At 58.9% G+C, this 18,496-nt stretch carries 15 protein-coding genes and 1 pseudogene; 8 read left to right on the plus strand and 8 right to left on the minus strand.

The window, feature by feature from the left end; genetic code table 11:
- The first annotated feature begins 206 nt into the window (after nucleotides 1–206).
- The 5 genes from EIY72_RS20645 to EIY72_RS20665 all read left to right on the plus strand — a co-directional run bounded on the left by EIY72_RS20645 (nucleotide 207) and on the right by EIY72_RS20665 (nucleotide 6,010).
- Nucleotides 207–1,652, plus strand: a complete 1,446-nt coding sequence (locus tag EIY72_RS20645; protein WP_093226849.1) for a SulP family inorganic anion transporter — start codon at nucleotides 207–209, stop codon at nucleotides 1,650–1,652.
- Nucleotides 1,653–1,838: 186 nt separating this feature from the next.
- Nucleotides 1,839–3,188, plus strand: coding sequence for a GntP family permease (locus tag EIY72_RS20650; protein ID WP_093226848.1), 1,350 nt, complete (start codon nucleotides 1,839–1,841; stop codon nucleotides 3,186–3,188).
- Between the two features lie 14 nt (nucleotides 3,189–3,202).
- Nucleotides 3,203–4,063 (plus strand): MurR/RpiR family transcriptional regulator, encoded by an 861-nt coding sequence (locus EIY72_RS20655; protein ID WP_093226847.1) that lies wholly within the window; start codon nucleotides 3,203–3,205, stop codon nucleotides 4,061–4,063.
- Nucleotide 4,064: 1 nt separating this feature from the next.
- The gene (locus tag EIY72_RS20660; protein ID WP_093226846.1) at nucleotides 4,065–5,522 is read left to right on the plus strand and encodes an N-acyl-D-amino-acid deacylase family protein; all 1,458 of its coding nucleotides are present in this window, start codon (nucleotides 4,065–4,067) and stop codon (nucleotides 5,520–5,522) included.
- A gap of 119 nt (nucleotides 5,523–5,641) precedes the next feature.
- The gene (locus tag EIY72_RS20665; RefSeq protein ID WP_093226845.1) at nucleotides 5,642–6,010 is read left to right on the plus strand and encodes a glyoxalase superfamily protein; all 369 of its coding nucleotides are present in this window, start codon (nucleotides 5,642–5,644) and stop codon (nucleotides 6,008–6,010) included.
- 155 nt (nucleotides 6,011–6,165) lie between these two features.
- Here the strand turns inward: EIY72_RS20665 and EIY72_RS30385 are convergent, their stop codons facing one another.
- Both EIY72_RS30385 and EIY72_RS30390 read right to left on the minus strand, forming a co-directional pair.
- A complete protein-coding gene (locus EIY72_RS30385; RefSeq protein ID WP_425048630.1) occupies nucleotides 6,166–7,029 on the minus strand; it encodes a methyl-accepting chemotaxis protein in 864 nt (287 codons plus the stop codon).
- Nucleotides 7,024–8,085, minus strand: a pseudogene (locus tag EIY72_RS30390) (methyl-accepting chemotaxis protein); the annotation flags it as partial. The pseudogene EIY72_RS30390 and the gene EIY72_RS30385, both read right to left, overlap by 6 nt.
- A 295-nt stretch (nucleotides 8,086–8,380) precedes the next feature.
- On the opposite strand from EIY72_RS30390, the gene EIY72_RS20675 reads away from it, so the two are divergent.
- Nucleotides 8,381–9,202, plus strand: coding sequence for a phosphatase PAP2 family protein (locus EIY72_RS20675; RefSeq protein WP_093226843.1), 822 nt, complete (start codon nucleotides 8,381–8,383; stop codon nucleotides 9,200–9,202).
- A 191-nt stretch (nucleotides 9,203–9,393) separates the two neighbouring features.
- Here the strand turns inward: EIY72_RS20675 and EIY72_RS20680 are convergent, their stop codons facing one another.
- The 3 genes from EIY72_RS20680 to EIY72_RS20690 form a co-directional block, all read right to left on the minus strand.
- Nucleotides 9,394–10,833 carry an ArnT family glycosyltransferase gene (locus EIY72_RS20680; RefSeq protein ID WP_093226842.1) on the minus strand — a complete coding sequence of 480 codons (1,440 nt, stop codon included), beginning with the start codon at nucleotides 10,831–10,833 and terminating at the stop codon, nucleotides 9,394–9,396.
- Between the two features lie 82 nt (nucleotides 10,834–10,915).
- Nucleotides 10,916–11,503 (minus strand): GNAT family N-acetyltransferase, encoded by a 588-nt coding sequence (locus EIY72_RS20685; RefSeq protein ID WP_093226841.1) that lies wholly within the window; start codon nucleotides 11,501–11,503, stop codon nucleotides 10,916–10,918.
- Between the two features lie 161 nt (nucleotides 11,504–11,664).
- A complete protein-coding gene (locus EIY72_RS20690) occupies nucleotides 11,665–13,071 on the minus strand; it encodes a DUF2252 domain-containing protein (protein WP_093226840.1) in 1,407 nt (468 codons plus the stop codon).
- Between the two features lie 180 nt (nucleotides 13,072–13,251).
- Here EIY72_RS20690 and EIY72_RS20695 point away from each other — a divergent pair, with 180 nt between their 5' ends.
- Both EIY72_RS20695 and EIY72_RS20700 read left to right on the plus strand, forming a co-directional pair.
- Nucleotides 13,252–13,503 carry a helix-turn-helix domain-containing protein gene (locus EIY72_RS20695; RefSeq protein ID WP_093226839.1) on the plus strand — a complete coding sequence of 84 codons (252 nt, stop codon included), beginning with the start codon at nucleotides 13,252–13,254 and terminating at the stop codon, nucleotides 13,501–13,503.
- Complete coding sequence (locus EIY72_RS20700) at nucleotides 13,500–14,699, plus strand: type II toxin-antitoxin system HipA family toxin (protein WP_093226838.1); 1,200 nt, start codon at nucleotides 13,500–13,502, stop codon at nucleotides 14,697–14,699. The genes EIY72_RS20695 and EIY72_RS20700 overlap by 4 nt, the downstream gene beginning before the upstream one ends.
- Nucleotides 14,700–14,854: 155 nt before the next feature.
- On the opposite strand, the gene EIY72_RS20705 is transcribed toward EIY72_RS20700, so the two are convergent.
- Genes EIY72_RS20705 through EIY72_RS20715 form a run of 3 tightly spaced genes read right to left on the minus strand, consistent with a single transcriptional unit; the run spans nucleotide 14,855 to nucleotide 18,253 of the window.
- Complete coding sequence (locus EIY72_RS20705) at nucleotides 14,855–16,321, minus strand: M48 family metallopeptidase (protein WP_093226837.1); 1,467 nt, start codon at nucleotides 16,319–16,321, stop codon at nucleotides 14,855–14,857.
- The gene (locus EIY72_RS20710; RefSeq protein WP_093226836.1) at nucleotides 16,318–16,686 is read right to left on the minus strand and encodes a hypothetical protein; all 369 of its coding nucleotides are present in this window, start codon (nucleotides 16,684–16,686) and stop codon (nucleotides 16,318–16,320) included. The genes EIY72_RS20705 and EIY72_RS20710 overlap by 4 nt, the downstream gene beginning before the upstream one ends.
- A complete protein-coding gene (locus EIY72_RS20715; protein WP_157720947.1) occupies nucleotides 16,658–18,253 on the minus strand; it encodes a CHASE2 domain-containing protein in 1,596 nt (531 codons plus the stop codon). The genes EIY72_RS20710 and EIY72_RS20715 overlap by 29 nt, the downstream gene beginning before the upstream one ends.
- Nucleotides 18,254–18,496 lie beyond the last annotated feature (243 nt).

The raw sequence follows: 18,496 nt of genomic DNA on the forward strand, positions 1-18,496 counted from the left end.
TCTGCTCTAGACCGCATCGCTGCCATCGCGAGCAAGCTCGCTCCCACAGGTTTTTGGGTCAGTCACAAATTCTGTGCACGACTCATAACCTGTGGGAGCGGGCTTGCCCGCGAAGGCATTTCTGGAGGCCCAAAAGCTGGCCGGGCTGTACTCGATTCCGTAACATCCGCGCATCCCTTTTTGATCCCTCCCGTGTGCGCCCCTTCATGAAAGCAAAACGTCTACGCGCCGATGTCCTGGCCGGCCTTACCACCTCTTTTGCGCTGTTGCCCGAATGCATCGCCTTCGCGCTGGTGGCCCACCTCAATCCGCTGATGGGCCTGTACGGTGCGTTTTTCATCTGCACCCTGACCGCGCTTTTCGGTGGGCGTCCGGGAATGATTTCCGGGGCGGCCGGGTCGATGGCCGTGGTGATCGTGGCGCTGGTGGTGCAACAGGGTGTGCAGTACCTGCTGGCCACAGTGTTGCTGGGTGGCCTGATCATGATGGCCTTCGGTTTGCTGAGGCTCGGCAAGCTGGTGCGCATGGTGCCGCACCCGGTGATGCTCGGCTTCGTCAACGGCCTGGCGATCGTCATTGCCCTGGCGCAGCTGGAGCACTTCAAGAGCGGTGAAACCTGGCTAAGTGGCACGCCGCTGTACATGATGGTCGGTCTGGTCGTCGTGACCATGGCCATCGTCTACCTGCTGCCACGGCTGACGCGCACGGTGCCGCCGGCGCTGGTGGCGATTCTCGGCGTCGGCCTGGCGGTGTTCCTGCTGGGCCTGCCGACCCGCACCCTGGGGGATATGGCGCACATCGCCGGTGGCTTGCCGACGCTGGCCTTGCCGGACATACCATGGAACCTGGAAACCCTGCGCATCATCGCGCCCTACGCGATCCTGATGGCCATGGTCGGCCTGCTGGAAACCCTGCTGACCCTCAACCTCACCGACGAAATCACCGAGAGCCGCGGCTACCCGGATCGCGAGTGCGTGGCGCTGGGTGCGGCGAACATCGTCTCCGGCGCGTTCGGTGGCATGGGCGGCTGCGCCATGATCGGCCAGACCGTGATCAACCTCAGCTCCGGTGGTCGCGGGCGCTTGTCCGGCGTGGTGGCCGGGGTGTCGATCCTGTTGTTCATCTTGTTCCTGTCGCCGCTGATCGAGCGTATTCCGCTGGCGGCGCTGGTCGGGGTGATGTTCGTGGTGTCCCAGCAGACCTTTGCCTGGGCCTCGTTGCGGGTGCTGAACAAGGTGCCGAAAAACGACGTGCTGGTGATCATCGCCGTCACCGTGATCACGGTGTTCACCGACCTGGCGACCGCCGTGCTGTGCGGGATCATCATCGCGGCGCTGAACTTTGCCTGGCAGCACGCGCGGCAGTTGTACGCCGACAGCCAGCTGGAAAGCGACGGCAGCAAGTTGTACCGCGTCCACGGCACCTTGTTCTTCGCCTCGACCACACCTTTTCTCAACCAGTTCGACCCGGCCAACGACCCGGCCCAGGTGACCCTCGATTGTCGCCACCTGAGTTTCGTCGACTATTCGGCCATCGCCGCGCTGGACACCCTGCGCGAGCGTTATGCCAAGGCCGGCAAGCACCTGCGGGTGCTGCACCTGTCCGAACGCTGCAAGAAGCTGCTCAAACGCGCCAGGGTGCATCACGACTGAAGTCAGTGGAGGCAGGCAGGATGAAAATCCGCCTGCCCGATTTTCATTATTCGCGACACGACATATCCGTGAGCGACATTGTTTACCTCTGCACGAAAATTACTTTCACCTCGTTTGAAGTCATGGCCTCGAAATGTTTTAAGAGTTTCACAAAACTTTCGACGTGACCCTCTCGAGGAGTACCGCATGACCCCTTCCTTCGGCTATTGGCTGCTGGTGTATGCCGCCGTTGCCATCATCGCGCTGATCGTGCTGATCGCCCGCTACCGGCTCAATCCGTTCATTGTCATTACCCTGATTTCCCTAGGTCTGGCGCTGGTCGCCGGCATGCCGCCGTCGGGTGTGGTTGGGGCTTATGAGGCGGGTGTCGGCAAGACACTGGGGCACATCGCTTTGGTGGTGGCGCTGGGCACCATGCTCGGCAAGATGATGGCCGAGTCCGGTGGCGCCGAGCGAATGGCGCGCACGCTGATCGATCGCTTCGGCGAAAAGAATGCCCATTGGGCGATGGTGTGCATCGCCTTTCTGGTGGGCTTGCCGCTGTTCTTCGAGGTCGGTTTTGTCTTGCTGGTGCCAATTGCCTTTACCGTGGCCCGGCGGGTAGGCGTGTCGATCCTGATGGTCGGTTTGCCGATGGTGGCGGGGCTGTCGGTGGTCCACGCCCTGGTGCCACCGCATCCGGCGGCGATGCTCGCGGTGCAGGTGTATCAGGCGTCGGTGGGGCAGACCCTGCTGTACGCGATTCTGATCGGCATTCCGACCGCCATCATTGCCGGGCCTCTGTACGCCAAATTCATCGTGCCGCGCATTCAGTTGCCAAAGGAAAATCCGCTGGAACGTCAGTTCCTCGACCGCGAACCCCGCGACAGCCTGCCGGGATTCGGCATCACCATGGCGACCATCCTGCTGCCGGTGGTGCTGATGCTGATTGGCGGTTGGGCCAACCTGATCTCCACGCCGGGCAGCGGCTTCAATCAGTTCCTGCTGTTCATCGGCAACTCGGTCATCGCCTTGCTGCTGGCGACTTTGCTGAGCTTCTGGACCCTTGGCCTGGCCCAGGGCTTCAACCGGGAATCGATCCTCAAGTTCACCAACGAATGCCTGGCGCCCACCGCGAGCATCACCCTGCTGGTGGGCGCTGGCGGTGGCTTGAACCGGATTCTGGTGGACGCCGGCGTCACCGACCAGATCGTTGGCCTGGCCCACGAATTTCACCTGTCGCCGCTGTGGATGGGTTGGCTGTTCGCCGCGTTGATGCGCGTCGCCACAGGTTCGGCGACCGTCGCGATGACCACGGCCTCGGGCGTGGTTGCCCCGGTGGCCATCGGTCTGGGTTATCCCCATCCAGAGTTGCTGGTGCTGGCGACGGGCGCGGGGTCGGTTATCTTTTCCCACGTCAACGACGGTGGCTTCTGGTTGATCAAGGAATACTTCAACATGACCGTGGCCCAGACCTTCAAGACCTGGACCGTGCTCGAAACCCTGATCTCGGTCGTCGCCTTCGGCCTGACCCTGGGCCTTTCCTACCTGATTTAGCCGGAGCCTTTTGCATGGACATCCTCTACCAGATCCGCGCGCGTCAGGACACCTTCAGTGCCGGCGAACGGCGCATCGCCCGGCTGATGCTCGACGACGTCGGTTTCGCCGCCTCGGCCAGTCTCGATGAATTGGCCCTGCGCGCGGAAGTCAGCAGCGCCACGCTGTCGCGTTTTGCCCGCACGGTCGGCTGCAAGGACCTGCGCGACCTGCGCCTGCAACTGGCCCAGGCCAGCGGCGTCGGCAGCCGTTTTCTCGACCCGGCAGGTACACCCGAGCAGTCGGCGTTCTACGGGCAGATTGTCGGCGACATCGAATCGACCCTGCGCAAGCACCTGGCGGCGTTCGATGAATCACGCTTTGCCGATGCGGTGAAGCTGCTGGGCAAGGCGCGGATGATTCATGCCTTCGGCATGGGCGGTTGCTCGACCTTGTGCAGCGATGAATTGCAGGTGCGCCTGGTGCGTCTCGGTTATCCGATCGCGGTGTGCCACGACACGGTGATGATGCGCGTCACCGCGGCCAGCCTCAGTGACGAGCACGTGGTCATCGTCTGTTCGCTCACCGGCATCACCCCGGAACTGATCGAAACGGTGGAACTGGCGCGCAATTACGGCGCACGCATCCTGGCCATCACCCGCGGAGACTCGCCATTGGCGCAACTGGCTGACGTCGTGCTTCCGCTGCAGATCGCCGAAACCTCCTTCATCTACAAACCGACGGCGGCGCGCTACGGCATGCTGCTGGCCATCGACGTGCTTGCCACCGAGCTGGCGCTGGCCAATCCTGAAGACAACCAAGAACGTCTGCGGCGCATCAAACTCGCTCTGGACGACTATCGCGGCGGCGACGATCACTTGCCGCTGGGAGACTGACATGCAGTACGACACGCTGATTCGCAATGCCCTGGTCATCGACGGCAGCAACAGCCCGGGTTACCCCGCCGATGTTGCCATTCTCAACGGGCGTATCGAACGCATCGGCGACCTGCACGATGCCCGCGCCGTCGAAGAAATCGATGCCGGCGGGCACGTGCTGGCACCGGGTTTCATCGACGTGCACACCCACGATGACACCGTGGTGATTCGCCAGCCGCAGATGCTGCCCAAGCTCAGTCAGGGCGTGACCACGGTGATCGTCGGCAACTGCGGGATCAGTGCATCGCCGGTTAGTCTGCGCGGCGATCCGCCGGACCCGATGAACCTGCTCGGCAGTGCCGCAGCCTTTGTGTATCCGACCTTCAGCGCCTACCGCGCAGCGGTGGAAGCGGCGAACACCACGCTCAACGTCGCGGCGCTGGTGGGCCATACCGCGCTGCGCAGCAATCACCTCGATGACCTGTTCCGCACCGCGACGGCGGACGAGATCAGTGCCATGCGCGAGCAGCTGCGCGAGAGCCTGGAAGCTGGTGCCCTGGGTTTGTCCACAGGGCTTGCCTACGCCAGCGCCTTCTCGGCTTCAACCGATGAGGTGATGCAACTCACCGAAGAACTGACGGCATTTGGCGCGGTGTACACCACCCATTTGCGCAGTGAGTTCGAACCGGTATTGGAAGCCATGGACGAGGCGTTCCAGATCGGTCGCCACGCGCAAACCCCGGTGATCATCTCCCACCTCAAGTGTGCAGGTGCCGGTAACTGGGGGCGCAGTCCACAGCTGCTGGCGTCGCTTGAGCAAGCGGCGAAAACCCACCCGGTAGGCTGCGATTGCTATCCCTATGCCGCGAGCTCGTCGACCCTGGACCTCAAGCAGGTCACCGATGCCCATCGCATCACCATCACCTGGTCGACCCCGCACCCGCAGATGGGCGGCCGCGACCTGATGGACATCGCCGCCGAATGGAACTTGTCGCTGCTCGAAACCGCGCGGCAACTGCAACCGGCCGGCGCGGTGTACTACGGCATGGACGAAGCCGATGTGCGACGAATCCTCGCGCATCCGTTGTCGATGGTCGGCTCCGATGGCTTGCCGGAAGATCCGTTTCCTCACCCGCGCTTGTGGGGCGCATTTCCGCGAGTGCTGGGCCACTTCAGTCGCGACGTCGGCTTGTTTCCGCTGCACACTGCCGTGCACAAGATGACCGGGCTGTCGGCGATGCGTTTCGGATTGAAAGAAAGAGGCGAAATCCGTGAAGGGCATTGGGCCGATCTGGTGCTGTTCGACCCGCAGACGGTCCGCGATGTCGCCGATTTCAACGACCCGCAGCGCGCGGCGCAAGGCATCGAAGGGGTGTGGGTCAACGGTGTGTTGAGCTACCGCGACGGCCAGGCCAACGGACGCCGGGAAGGGCGGTTTCTGGCGCGGGAAGGGGATTTGCGTGACGGCTTTGCCTGAGGTTTCGAGCACTACGTCACAGTGATGGCACTTTGAGACTAAAGAATGGCGTATCCGCGCCGAATTGCTGACATCAGGCCCGGCTACACTCCGGGCATTCAATGTCTGGGAGCAACCCGATGAGCTTCGGCAAAACCACTCCGATCCTGCGAATCTTCGATGAAGCCAAGGCAGTGGAATTCTACGTCGACTTCCTCGGTTTCAAGGTCGACTGGCAGCACCGCTTCGAAGCCAATTTCCCGCTGTACCTGCAAGTCTCCCGGGGTGAGTGCGTGCTGCACCTGTCCGAACACCACGGCGACAGCACGCCGGGTTCGGCACTGCGCATCGAGACCGATGAACTGGAAGCCTTCCAGCAGCAATTGCTGGCCAAGGACTACCGGTTTGCGCATCCACAGATTCAGGCGATGCCCTGGGGCAGCCAGGACATGACCATCGCTGATCCGTTTGGTAATCGGTTGGTGTTTACCAATGCGATCAGTGTTTGAAATCGCATTAACAAAATTATCTTGTGCGAGAACCTTCCAATCGCCTTCGCGAGCAAGCCCGCTCCCACATTAGATCGATGTCGCTCATGCGTGCTCGATCAAGTGTGGGAGCGGGCTTGCTCGCGAAGGATTGTTAATTCGGCGTAGACCCTAAGTCAGACGCGGAAATGACTCACCATCATCTGCAACTGGTTGCCCAACCGCGCCAGTTCAACACTGGACTTGGCCGTTTCATCACTGGCCGCAGCGGTCTGCTCCGACACGTCGCGCACGTTGATGATGCTGCGGCTGATCTCTTCGGCCACGGCGCTTTGCTGCTCGGCGGCAGCGGCGATCTGCTGGTTCATCGACTGGATGTTCGACACCGTGCGGGTGATGCTTTCCAGTGAGCCACCGGCCTTGCGGGTCAGGGCCACGCTGCTGTCGGTAAGGGCGCGACTGTTGTTCATCACAGCCGCCACTTGTTGCGTGCCGTTTTGCAGACCGGCCACCAGGCCTTCGATTTCCTCGGTGGATTTCTGCGTGCGTTGTGCCAGACCACGCACCTCATCGGCGACCACGGCAAAACCGCGACCGGCTTCACCGGCCCGAGCGGCTTCAATGGCGGCGTTGAGTGCCAGCAGGTTGGTCTGTTCGGCCACGGCCTTGATCACGTCCATGACGCTGCCGATCTTGTCGCTTTCCTGTTGCAGCACGCTCATGGCTTCAGTGGAACGCACGACTTCGCTGGCTAGACGCTCGATCTGCGCGATGGCCTCGTTGACCACTTTGTCGCCTTCACGGGCTTCGCCATCGGCGGCGGCAGCGGCTTGCGAGGCTTGCTCGGCATTACGCGCGACTTCCTGCACGGTGGCGGTCATCTCGTGCATGGCGGTGGCGACCTGATCGGTCTCCACTTTCTGATTGTTGACCCCGGCGCTGGTCTGTTCGGTCACCGCCGACAGTTCTTCGGCTGCACTGGCGATCTGGGTCACGCCGTCGCGGATGCCGCTGATCAGGTCGCGCAGGGTCACGCCCATGCGCGCGATGCCTTGTTGCAACACGCCCAGTTCGTCACGGCGGGTGACCTGTACGTCATGAGACAGATCACCGCTGGCAATGCGATCGACAACAGCCAGGGTTTCACGCAGCGGGCGGGTGATCTGGCGGGTGATCAGCACGGCGGCAATGATGCCCACCAGCAATGCCAGCAACGTGCTGATCAATTGCAGGGTGCGGGCCTGGGCGCTTTCGGCGTCGCGGCGGTCGAGCTGGATCTGGTAGAGCTGATCGCTCAGGGAGACGATTGCCGCACCCTGATCGGTCATTTCCTTGCGCGCCTGAACGGCGTCGTTACTCGCGGTCTTGTACGCCAGGAGGGCACTGCGGTAATTGCTCAGTGCAGCTTCCAATGATTGCAGGGCGGTTTGCTGGGTGTCGGCGAAATGCGCATTGAGCGGTTTCAGGCTGGCGATGGCCGCGTCCAGTTGCGCGGCGGCCTTTTGCTCGGTCTCGGCATTGGTGCTGGCGGTGTAGCCGCGCACTTCATAGCGAGCCAGCAGGAAGGCTTCCCTGGCGGCGGTAATGGCCTGGAACTGTTCAAAGCGCTGATCGCTCAACGGCATCTGCTGCACGCGGATGCTGATGTCATTGATCAAGGCGTTGGCGGTGTCGGCGTTGGCGCTCATGCTGTCGCGCGCAGCATTGCCGGCGCGGTAGGCATTGCGCATTTTGCCCAGCGAGGTGCGGTAGGCGTCGATGACGGCGCCTTGCTCGCGCAGCAGCTTGAGGTTTTCCGGGCTCTTGAACTTGACCAGCAGGGCCTGCTGTTGGGCAGAGAAGGCGTCGAGGGTGGTCTGTACACTCTGCGCGGCGGTTTCGTCGCCGTTGGTCAGCATGTATTGCAGGCGAACCACTCGCAGCTTGGTCAGGCCGGCATTGAGCTGGGTAATGTCGCTCATCCAGTTGCTGCGGTTGATCAACCCGCCCAGGCTGGTCCAGCCGGTCAGGGCGAGGACGCAGGTCAGTGCCAGGACCAGGCCGAATCCCAGGCCCAGTTTCAGGTTCACGCTGATGTTGCCGAACCAGCTATTCATCAAATTCCTCCAGGAACGTGTTGCTTCTTGATCGTCGGTCGGCTGGAAGATTGTTGTTTTTGGGGGCCGCCAAGCTGTGTAAGCAGGGTGTATCGGCCGCAATCCCGCTAGCTGAAAGGTTTTTTCTGGACGGATTCTGTAACAAGATCTTTGTTGTGTTATTAAGCTTTTTTTCACATGCCTTTCACCCGTGACCAACGCCACCCTCTGTAGCGTCCCCGGATCAAATGAAGCGGCGTTTGCCGGCGAGGCGCATAACCATGAAAACAAGACTGAGTCTGTGAGGGATCACCTGATGAAATCACGCTTTTACGCGGTGAATTTCGGCGTGCCACTGGCGTGTGCGTTGCTGATATTTCTGGCGTTCGACATGACCACCATCGACGTCACTTTCAGCAACCTGCTGTTCGATCCGGTGACTCGCAGCTTCCCGCTGGACCACATTCACTTCTTCGAGCAGCTCACCCACAAGTGGGCGCGGATCATTCCCAACTGGACGGCTGAGGCGGCCGCCATCGGCGCGATCCTGTCGTTCGTCTGGCCCTTGGTTAACCCGCAGAAACGTCCCGGGCTTGGCGGTTTTCTTGAGCGCAACAAAGTCGCACCGGTGCTGCAATTTGCCGCCGCTCATCGTCGGGACTTCCTGTTCGTGGTGGTGGCCTTTGCCCTGTGCACCGGCATGATCCACTTCCTCAAGGCCCACACCAGCGTCTATTGCCCCATCGAGACCACGCTCTACGGCGGCAAAATGGCCCACGTCGACTGGTTCAGCAATTTCCAACTGTTCCACGAAGCCGGTGACGGCCGTTGCTGGCCGGGCGGCCATGCTTCGGGCGGCTTCACCATGATGGCGCTGTACTTCGTGGCTCGTCGTTACCGCTGGCGTTTCTCCAGTGCGGTGCTGTCCTTCGCGCTGGTGCTGGGCTTCATTTATGGCACGACGCGCGTCCTGCAGGGCTGGCACTACATGTCCCATACCTTCTGGGCCGGAGTTGTCGTATGGCTGACCTGCTTGCTCACGGCGCTGGCGTTTTACGGCCGGGCACGGTTGGAGCAGCCGGTGCTGAAGAAGCATGAGAGAGTGCGTGCGGTGAGTCAGGCAGAGCTTGTGAACTGAAGTCAGTGATGTAAGGAAAAACCCGCAACTCGAAAGGGCTGCGGGTTTTTTGTTGGCCGGGGAATAGCGATCGCGAGCAGGTTCGCTCCTACAACAGACTATTGCGTGCACACTCATCACCATTGTAGGAGCGAGCATGCTCGCGATGAAGACCTGTCAGCCACCGCAGATGTTGAGGGACAGCCGCGCAATCACTCCACAACAAAGTAGTAAGCCTGACGTCCCACCATCATCGTCTTGATGATCTTCAAGGGCGCAGCAGGTTCGGTGTCAGCACCGATGATCGCGACATGGCTCGGCGACTCGCTCAGGAACCCATGCAACTGCGCTTCGGTATCGATGCCCTTGAGCAAACTCCGGGTGTAGAACACGCTGGCGCCACCGAGTCGTTCGTTGGCCTGGAACAATGCAACTTGCTGTCCGTCGGCTTGCATCGATTCGATCTGCGCAGTCAGCGGCAGGAAAGACAGGGAGCGGTCGGCGTAGGGCATGAACCACTGCGCGGCGGCGAGATAGCTGCCGATGACGATCGCCAGTACGGCGGCGATCAAGCGATGACGCTGGGCAGCGATTCGGCCGATCCAGGTCGACGCGTTGCGGTGTGCCTTGAGGCGTTCGAACAATACGTTCGCGTATTCGGCGGCGATCACGGCCGCGGCCGGGGTGATGGACATCAGGTAGACCGTGCGCTTGCTCGAGGCCAGCGTGAGCATCATGAATTGCGCCACGATCCACAGGCTGAAGAACAGCAGGTAACGGTTGGCCAGCAGCCCTTTGCGGAAGTGCCACAATCCCAGGTACACCAGAATGTTCCAAGGCAAAAACGCCTCGGGCAGCTTGGCCAGGTAGTAATAGAACGGCTCGTAGTGACCCGCCTCGACGAATGAGCCACTGAAGCGCCCAACGCTGTTGGTCAGCAGTACTTCGGTCACCGCGCGCAGGCCACCGCGCTGATACAGCACCGCCAACCAGATCATCAGCGGCAGCAGCCCCAGCACCGTCAGCAGGCCCGGGCGCAGCCAGCCCGCCACATTCAGGCGTTTATCCATCAGGCTGGTCGTCAGCAGATAGGCAAAAATCACCACCCCCGGCATGGCCAGGCCGAGCACACCTTTGCTCAAGGTGGCGATGGCGATGCCGAAGGCGAACAACAGATGGTTGCCGATGCCCGCCTGCCGTTGCCCGGCGAAGAACGCCAACAGCGCGGTGCTGACACCCAGGGCGAGCAACGCATCCTCACCCACGCCGCGTACGTTGCTCCAGTAGCTGGCCATGGTCGCCAGCAGGATCGCAGCGGTCCAGGCGACGCTGGCGGAGCGGCCGATCCGGCGCAACATCCCGTACAGCATCATCACGCTGAACAGTCCGGCAAACGCCGAGGTCAGGCGTACCGCCCAGGGCGTCCCGCCAAACGCACGAATCGCCCCGGCACCCAGCCACAGGCTCAGGGGTGGTTTTTCCAGAAAGGGTTCACTGAACAGGCGCGGCGTCACCCAGTCGTTGTCCAGGTGCATTTCCATGGCGATCCCGGCGACGCGCGCTTCGGTTGAGCCTTGTAATTGATGATTGCCCAGGGCGAAGAAAAACAGTAGTGCGGCAATCAGGAACAGCGAGGGGGCGGAGCGCGACATGAGCTTTGGGTGACCCAGCAGGAACCAGAAGACCCCAGCATACGGAGCAGGAACTTAATGAATCGTGAATGCAATGTGAAAGTCACGAAAGTTGTCGCGACCACATGTGCTCCGGGTCTTCATACACGCGGCTGACCAGCGCCGTCAGGATGTGGTCCTCCCAGCGCCCGGCGATGTTCAGGTAGGCCTTGGCGTAGCCTTCGCGCTCGAAGCCCAGGCGTTCGAGCAAGCGGGCACTGCGTTCGTTGCCGGGGATGTAGTTGGCCATGATCCGGTGCAGATTCATGGTCTCGAACATGTAGCGGATGCCTGCCTCCACGGCTTCCTGCATCAAGCCCCGGCCTTCGTGGGCGTGGTCGATGTGGTAACCCAGATAACACGCCTGAAACGCGCCACGGACGATGCCACTGAAGTTGCAGGCGCCGATCATCTGTCCACTGCCAGGATCGAGCACCGCAAAGTGCACCGCATAACCTTCATCGAAGGCCATGGCCTGTTGCGCCAGGCGCGAGCGGATTTTTTCGACGCTGTAGTAATCGTCCGCACGCAGTGGTGACCACTGCGCCAGATGCTCGTGATTGCGCCGATAGAATTCACTTTCCAGCGCCGCTTGATGGGGGCCGAGGATGGCCAGCGTGACGCGTTTGCAAGGCAGGCTGAGGATCGTCATGAAGGGCTCCGGGCTGAGTGCCCCACCAATCTACAGGCAAAAAAAAGCCCGCGGGAGGGCGGGCAAACCGTAGTTTCTTGAATGAGCGAGGGAAATGTACAGGCTCGAACCCTTGCATGGGGTGAAGAAAAGTTCATGTCGCCACGAGGAGGCTCCTGCGCCTAAGGCAAATGATCCGCCGCAAAGTCCGCCTCGGAGCGCGCGCGCAAACGTCCCTTGCGGCAGGCCTGCTGGAAACGTTCGAAGTCGCGTTCGTTCTGATCGGTATAGCCCCGGGCATATTTGTAGAGCGCATCGGCCAAGGCGTCGCCCTTGCCGATGTAACCGCTGATCACCGCCGCGTGCCCGGAAGACTTGGCATGAGCGCGGGCCAAGGCCCGACCGCAGAGGCGCCCGTAGGCGGCGAATGTCTCACCGTCGAAGGTTTCCAGCTCTGCGGAGATTTTCATGTCGCGCAGTTGCCGCACGTAAAAGTGGCGACCGCTGGGGCCAGTGGTCCAGCCGAGGAACAGGTCGCTGGCAGACTGCATCAAACGTTGACCTTCGACCACGCGCTGGCCTTCATGGCGCACCCGCGACTTGGCCTTCACGTAAGGGGCGAGGACCGAGCGCCGGGCTTCCTTGAATTGCAGGAACAACGGGAATTCCTGATCGTCGGTCAACAGCGCCACCAGGCAACGGGTGCCGACGCTGCCGACACCCACCACTTTGAACGCCAGGTCGTGCACGCGAAAACGCGAGAGCAGATCGCGCCGGTCCGCCTGCAGCGTGCTGCGGTAATCACGCATGAAGGTGTCATACAGCGGTCGCCAGTCGGACAGGCGCAGCCAGTCATCTTCGGCATCGAGCAGCGTGGTGTTTTTGTGCAGGTGGAAGATTTCCGGCAAATCGTCGCGAATCACCAGCCGCCCTTGGGCATCACGCTCACTGATTTTCGGCAGCAGTTCGGCGTGGGTGCGGCGCTCGGCCTTGGCGATGGAGCGCTGCACATGTTCCAGCGTGGCCTTGTTGGCCTGTTGCAGCAGGTCGTCATAGCTGATCGATTCGTACCAGGTTTCCAGGGCGCTCTGTTCGGCGCATTCGAGCATGGTCTTCTGATAGTCACTGACCACCTCGTGACAGATGGTTTGCTCGACCGATTCGCCGTGGCGCAGGTCACGGGCCGCCACCAGGAAACTCGCCACCAGACGTTTCAGGTCCCACTCCCACGGCCCGGGATGCGCCTCGTCGAAGTCGTTGACGCTGAACAGCAGATTGCGTTCCGGCGTGGCAAAACCACCGAAATTCATCAGGTGACAGTCACCGCAGATCGGCGACACCAGCCCCATGTTCGGCGTGCCGGCCAGGTCATGGGCCTGCACCAGCGCATTGCCGCGATAGAAGGTGAACGGCGACACCAGCATGCGCCCGTAGCGCAACTCCACCAGCGACTTGACCCGCCCCTCACTCGAGGCCTTGATCAGCGGTATCGGATCGCGGTCGACATTGCCCAGGGACGCATGTGAACTGCGAGAACATTTCTTGCGCGCATCCTTGCCTTGCTTGAAGCGGTCTTCGAGTGTGGTCATAGGGGCTCTTTTGACTGTGGGGCGTATTCGGGATGAGTGTAGAAGGCATCCGAGATCTTGTGCGGTGGGGAATCTGAAGGGCCCGCGGGAAGTGCACGTGCCGAGAAACAGCTGTTAGGAAAATTCGCGAATATGTCATTTATACGTTACATTGATAAACTAATGTCATGGAAACGGAACATGGATTACGCTCTGCTGATCTCTCGACTTGGTAACCAGATACGCGAGGCGCGTATACGGCGCGGTCTGACTCAAGCTCATCTTGGCGAGCTCGCCGGCTTGACCCGGCAGAAAGTCATTGCTGTGGAAAAAGGGACTCAAAGTGTTGCGATGAGTGCTTACGCAAGAGTCCTGAGTGCTTTGGACAGCGAGCTTGTCGTCGTGCCCGCGACCATGCCAACGCTTGAGGAACTCGGGGATTTGTTCGAATGAAAATGGCATCGCTCAAAGTCACAACGCCAGAGGGTTTCAGCGGTCGGGTTCTGACAAGTGTCGATGACTTCATTTTCCGTTATCAGGAAGACGCATCAGCTAACGTGGCCATCAGCTTATCGATGCCCGTACGAGCCGATGAGTTTCGCCGACGGGATCTGCATCCCGTATTTCAGATGAATCTTCCAGAAGGGTACATGCTGGAGCAATTGCGTAATCGCCTGGCGAAAACCATCAAAATCGATCCCATGTTGTTGCTTGCGCTATCGGGTAGCAGCTCCCCGATTGGCAGGATCAAGGTGCACTCGGAGACTGTTGACGCCCTACTGGGAGAGCAGGCGTTTTCTGGAGAAAAACTCGAAGAGATCCTTGCCTGGGATGGCACGGAAGACATTTTCATCGATCTGCTTGATCGCTACATCTTGAGAGCCGGCATATCCGGAGTTCAGCCCAAGGTTCTGGTGCCGGAGCGATTAGGAGTCGAGTTGCCCCGAGCGACATCGAAGACCTCTGACTTGATCATCAAGAGTGGGCGCGACGAGTTTCCGGGTCTGGCCATCAATGAGTTCCTTTGCATGTCCATCGCCAAGGAGGCGGGCATGCCGGTCCCACCGTTCTACCTTTCTGATAACGCCAAGCTGTTTGTCATGCGCCGCTTCGATCGGGACGATCAGCTCAACCCAATCGGTTTCGAAGACATGGCGGCATTAATGGGACTCTCGGCGGATCAGAAGTACAGCAAAAGCTATGCAGCCATCGCCAAGGCGATTCGGCTTTTTTGCCACGTCAGTAATCAACGAAACTCGCTTGATCAATTGTTCGATAGCGTGGCGCTAAGTTGCATTGTCGGGAACGGAGATGCTCATTTGAAAAACTTCGGTTTGCTCTACTCGGAGCCTACCCAGCGAGATGCACGTCTCGCTCCCGCGTACGACATCGTCAATACCACGGCCTACATCCCTGATGATGTGTTGGCACTGGATCTGGCGGGTAACAAGTCGTTGTTTGCGTCCCGTCAGGGGCTGCTGGAGTTTGCTCGGACATGTGAGGTTGAGCGTCCGCAAGAGCGTATTCAGCGGTTGCTCGCTTCGGTTGAGGTGGTGCTTGAGCGGTACTTTCCATTGCATGAGCACGCACCCCATGTGGTCAAGGCCATAGAGCAAGCAGCAGAGCCTTTTGCTCGGACATTTGGCTGATTTCATTGCTCCTTATGAGGCGCATTTACGGGACGCAACCTCTACCAGGTCATCCACCGCCACACTGCTTGATGACCATTACCTGGAGCGGTCGCGCCTCTCGCATACTCATTAACCGGTTGCTCACACTAACGGCCATAACCAAGCGGGGCCTTCTAGCCCTTTGCTTTGTTGCAGTTATCCAGCAACACGTTATTGGCAGCTGATAAGGCTTTGCCTGCGCAAACACCATAAAATTTCACAACCGCGAACTGATTTTTCATCTGCTTATTCAGCAGAATCAGATCAGGCAAAAGTTCAGGCGAGCTGGCGTAGCGATCGTAACTGCGTTGTGCGGATGCCAATGCTTTTTCAGGCGACGATTTTTTCAGAACGTCCAATAGCAGCATATCGTCGGCGAAGAGCGCGTCACCGTTGGCGACCGTGCTTTCGAGAAGCGTGAACGCCTCAGCGGGTTTGTTGTTCAACGCCAAGGCATTGATCATTACATGGCGGGCAAATGAGGAGGAGGCGGCTTGGCTTTTCTCAACGGCCATGGCGTTCAAAAGCGCCTGTGGCAACTGTTGTTGTTGAAGCGCCGCGATCGAGGCATGGGCCATATCGAGTCCGCTGAATAAATTTTTGGCGTGGGCAGATTTCAATGCATCAGCATAAGGCTTGGTACTTAGGGGAGGCCGATCGGCATTTGCATAATGCTGTTTGAGGTAGCTGCGCAAAGTAGTAGAGCGATCTTCACCGCTCTCATGGTGCAGGGAAGTTTCCTTGATCAGTTTGCCTATTTTATTTTCCAGGATATCCAATTGCCCATCGACAGCCTGCGCAATGATATTGTTTTCACTTTTGGCAAATAAGTCTATGTAGTTGGTCTTTCGTTGCTCGATGATCGCTTGATTGCGGGCATCCCACTCTTGCATGCGTGACAGAAAATTGATTGATCCGACAAATGAGTAGTTAGCTCGAATCATCAAGTCGATGCCTAAACGGTCAGCCTCATTTTCCTGGTCACGGGTCAAGGCCGGTACAAGTCCGATCTGAGAAACTCCAAGTGCCGCATCATTGGCCAATACCATTCCGAGCAGGTCTTTGCTGGTCTTGGTGTTCACCTGACGGCTGATGAAAATATTGCCAGCCGAATAGGCGAGGCTTGAAGCTGTGTCGACCCAGTTTGTCTTGTAATGTTGCAACAGTACGTGGGAGTACTCATGCGCAATCACTGCTGCCAGTTCATCTTCGCTTTCCAGTGCATCGAGCATCTTGTAGGAGATATAGATACCTCCATCCTGGTAACTCATTGCAGTGAATTCGGTGTTCGGAGTGGCATAGACTCTGGCCGCAGCGGGCGCCCCGGGAAGGCTGGTTTGTAGCCGGGCCAGTACCGCGTTGAGATAGGAATCTATCTGTGGGTCCGTAGCGATGCCCAGCGCTTTTTTTTGTAGCTGTGTGCTGTCAGGGCTGCTTGTCGCGATGTTACTGCGATTGGCGGCAGGCCCTGTAAAGTGGGCGGCATATTGCGTTAGGTTGGGATCTGTTTTCGCTTGCCCCAGCGGCAAATTTGGAACTTTGATCTGGGCGCAGCCGCAAACTGCAGTGATTGCGAAGGCAAAAGTTGTGAGCCGGATCATTGACAAGGTTCTCCGGCGCCTCTTCCGGTTTTCGCGCTGCTGTCTGCGCTGGTCCTGATACACCCGGCGGCACCCGTACTTTTTGGAGGGCGCAGGGTCACGTCCATCATGTCGAGCCAAATTTCCTTGCCCGGCTGAGAAACCTTCACATAGCCTCTGGCGCTCTCGGCGAGTACGGGTGCCGGCAGTATTAGTGCGTTACTGGCGATCTTTTGCTCTCTCACGAAATAGTCGTCTTTCTGGACATAGGTGCTGATCGTGTCGTCCAGCAATGCCGTGACTTTCTGTCCGTCAGCATGAGCCATCGCAGTGATGAGCAAAGTGGTGGTAAACACGCTATAGGCGAGCCGCTTCATCCGATTCATTGCAATCTCCTCCTTGGGGGTGTTTGAGCGATGACTGTTCTTCGTTTTTCTCGATCAATCGATTCACCAGCTCGTAAACAAGCAGAATACCGAGCCAGTCGAGAGGTGGGTGATGCTCGATCTTGTAGAGGTAGGTACTTGCGCCGAGTACCGAACCTAGTGCGACCACGCGCATCAGAAAGCTCAGACGTGCAGGCTGGGTCCGAATCAGTGCGGCGCAGATCCAGGCAACGAGCGCAGCCATCAGAATAAACAGCCAGTCCAGACCAGAGCGCTGGAAGTAACTGGCGTTCCATTTCAATAGATTGTCCAGTGCCATTGCGTGCAGATAAACACCGGGGATTTGTCCATGGACAGGGCTTTGAACGATGTCATGAATGCCTTGGAGACTAAGTCCGACCATCACGACACGGCCTTGTAGTACGCCCTGAGCTTTTTCGGAGGTGAGATCTTCTTCACGCAAGGTGACGGTGTACGGACAGGGCTGTCGAACTCGCTTGACCGAACCTTCGTCGAGGCCGGATAACAGTGCGGCGAACAAGGTGTTCATTGCAGTCGAGACTCGTTCAAACAGGGAGTCATTGTTTGCCGAGCATTGAGTTTCGGAGATCAGTTGTCGCTCGGACACTACTTTTGAAACCTGCCGGCCCCATTGAACGACCATAGCATTGCAGAACCCGCCTAATTCCTTTCGCATCAACCCAGATGGACAGTTCGATTGCAGGCCTTTTTCGCACATGAATTGATAGAGCTGAAGTGCCGCGGTCGGTTTCACCGAGTCGTTACATGCGGCTCCCTCAGGCATCTTTGAGTCAAGATCAGCGAAAAAATGGCCAGGACCAATTAGCAGTGGGTAATCTTCCCCGTATCCACGCCACCCTGTCAGTGTTGTCTGAGTGCCAGGAACGTCGATGAAGACGCTTTTGCGATGGTTATCGAGGGTTGCGAGGTAGAGCGGAATACCTTTGTTCGCGAGCGTTTCAGTGAGGGATTGGCGCGCAGATTCCAGTGAGCCATCGTAACTTCTTCGATCTTCGACAAGTATGTCGAGAAAGATCGCCGCCGGTTTCTGTCGGGCAATGCGCCGGATCACTTCGTCGTAGTAGCTATAGCGCGGTGGCCATGATTCACCGCGGCTGGTGAGGGTTAGTTCGTCGATCAGTACCACGGCAACTTTGTCCTGAGCGTCCGCCTGGTAAAACGATGAAGTGACTTTCTGAAACAGTCCCTCCGAGTAAGCCTGCACTTGTCGTGACAAACCAAATGGATCGACTTTGTCCAGCAAAAACATGGTGAAGAACCAGGCGATAAAAATGACCAGCGCCCGATTGCCTGTTCTCCAATCCACCAGTCTCTGGAGGAACAGGCGAAACTCAAAATGGCGCAGATCAATCAGAAACGACTTTTGTTTTTGCCACCAATGGCAAAGGGCACTGTGTAAATCACCGAGGATCAGTCGAGGAGAATTGCGATAGCGAGCACGCGTCTCCGCGCGGGGCCAGAAATCCTCGATACCCTTGATCAGCTCTTTTTTGGATGAGGGGTCGCTTGGCGGCATAACTTCCATGTCCTGTCTTGTCATTCCCGTCCAACGGGTTAGTAGCTCATGGGCGGGCTGCAATAGCTGCATAGTTCACATCAAATGATGGCAAAAAGCTACTTTTGTGATCGGGACAGGCGTACCGACGAATACCTGAATACGAATTGTGCATTGCACAAAAAATTGTGCAGCTCGAACTGGGCACTGTTGCCCCCCAAACACCTCTTCAACACCAACTGTTCAATTAGCCATCAATCTCCTCACGAAATT

This window comes from Pseudomonas vancouverensis, from assembly GCF_004348895.1.
Taxonomy (GTDB): Bacteria; Pseudomonadota; Gammaproteobacteria; order Pseudomonadales; family Pseudomonadaceae; genus Aquipseudomonas; species Aquipseudomonas vancouverensis.

What these genes read in the sequence shown, in the direction of transcription:
- EIY72_RS20645 (WP_093226849.1), top strand. Translation starts at nt 207, where the DNA reads ATGAAAGCAAAACGTCTACGCGCCGATGTCCTGGCCGGCCTTACCACC.
- EIY72_RS20650 (WP_093226848.1), top strand. Translation starts at nt 1,839, where the DNA reads ATGACCCCTTCCTTCGGCTATTGGCTGCTGGTGTATGCCGCCGTTGCC.
- EIY72_RS20655 (WP_093226847.1), top strand. Translation starts at nt 3,203, where the DNA reads ATGGACATCCTCTACCAGATCCGCGCGCGTCAGGACACCTTCAGTGCC.
- EIY72_RS20660 (WP_093226846.1), top strand. Translation starts at nt 4,065, where the DNA reads ATGCAGTACGACACGCTGATTCGCAATGCCCTGGTCATCGACGGCAGC.
- EIY72_RS20665 (WP_093226845.1), top strand. Translation starts at nt 5,642, where the DNA reads ATGAGCTTCGGCAAAACCACTCCGATCCTGCGAATCTTCGATGAAGCC.
- EIY72_RS30385 (WP_425048630.1), bottom strand. Translation starts at nt 7,029, where the DNA reads ATGGGCGTGACCCTGCGCGACCTGATCAGCGGCATCCGCGACGGCGTG.
- EIY72_RS20675 (WP_093226843.1), top strand. Translation starts at nt 8,381, where the DNA reads ATGAAATCACGCTTTTACGCGGTGAATTTCGGCGTGCCACTGGCGTGT.
- EIY72_RS20680 (WP_093226842.1), bottom strand. Translation starts at nt 10,833, where the DNA reads ATGTCGCGCTCCGCCCCCTCGCTGTTCCTGATTGCCGCACTACTGTTT.
- EIY72_RS20685 (WP_093226841.1), bottom strand. Translation starts at nt 11,503, where the DNA reads ATGACGATCCTCAGCCTGCCTTGCAAACGCGTCACGCTGGCCATCCTC.
- EIY72_RS20690 (WP_093226840.1), bottom strand. Translation starts at nt 13,071, where the DNA reads ATGACCACACTCGAAGACCGCTTCAAGCAAGGCAAGGATGCGCGCAAG.
- EIY72_RS20695 (WP_093226839.1), top strand. Translation starts at nt 13,252, where the DNA reads ATGGATTACGCTCTGCTGATCTCTCGACTTGGTAACCAGATACGCGAG.
- EIY72_RS20700 (WP_093226838.1), top strand. Translation starts at nt 13,500, where the DNA reads ATGAAAATGGCATCGCTCAAAGTCACAACGCCAGAGGGTTTCAGCGGT.
- EIY72_RS20705 (WP_093226837.1), bottom strand. Translation starts at nt 16,321, where the DNA reads ATGATCCGGCTCACAACTTTTGCCTTCGCAATCACTGCAGTTTGCGGC.
- EIY72_RS20710 (WP_093226836.1), bottom strand. Translation starts at nt 16,686, where the DNA reads ATGAATCGGATGAAGCGGCTCGCCTATAGCGTGTTTACCACCACTTTG.
- EIY72_RS20715 (WP_157720947.1), bottom strand. Translation starts at nt 18,253, where the DNA reads ATGGAAGTTATGCCGCCAAGCGACCCCTCATCCAAAAAAGAGCTGATC.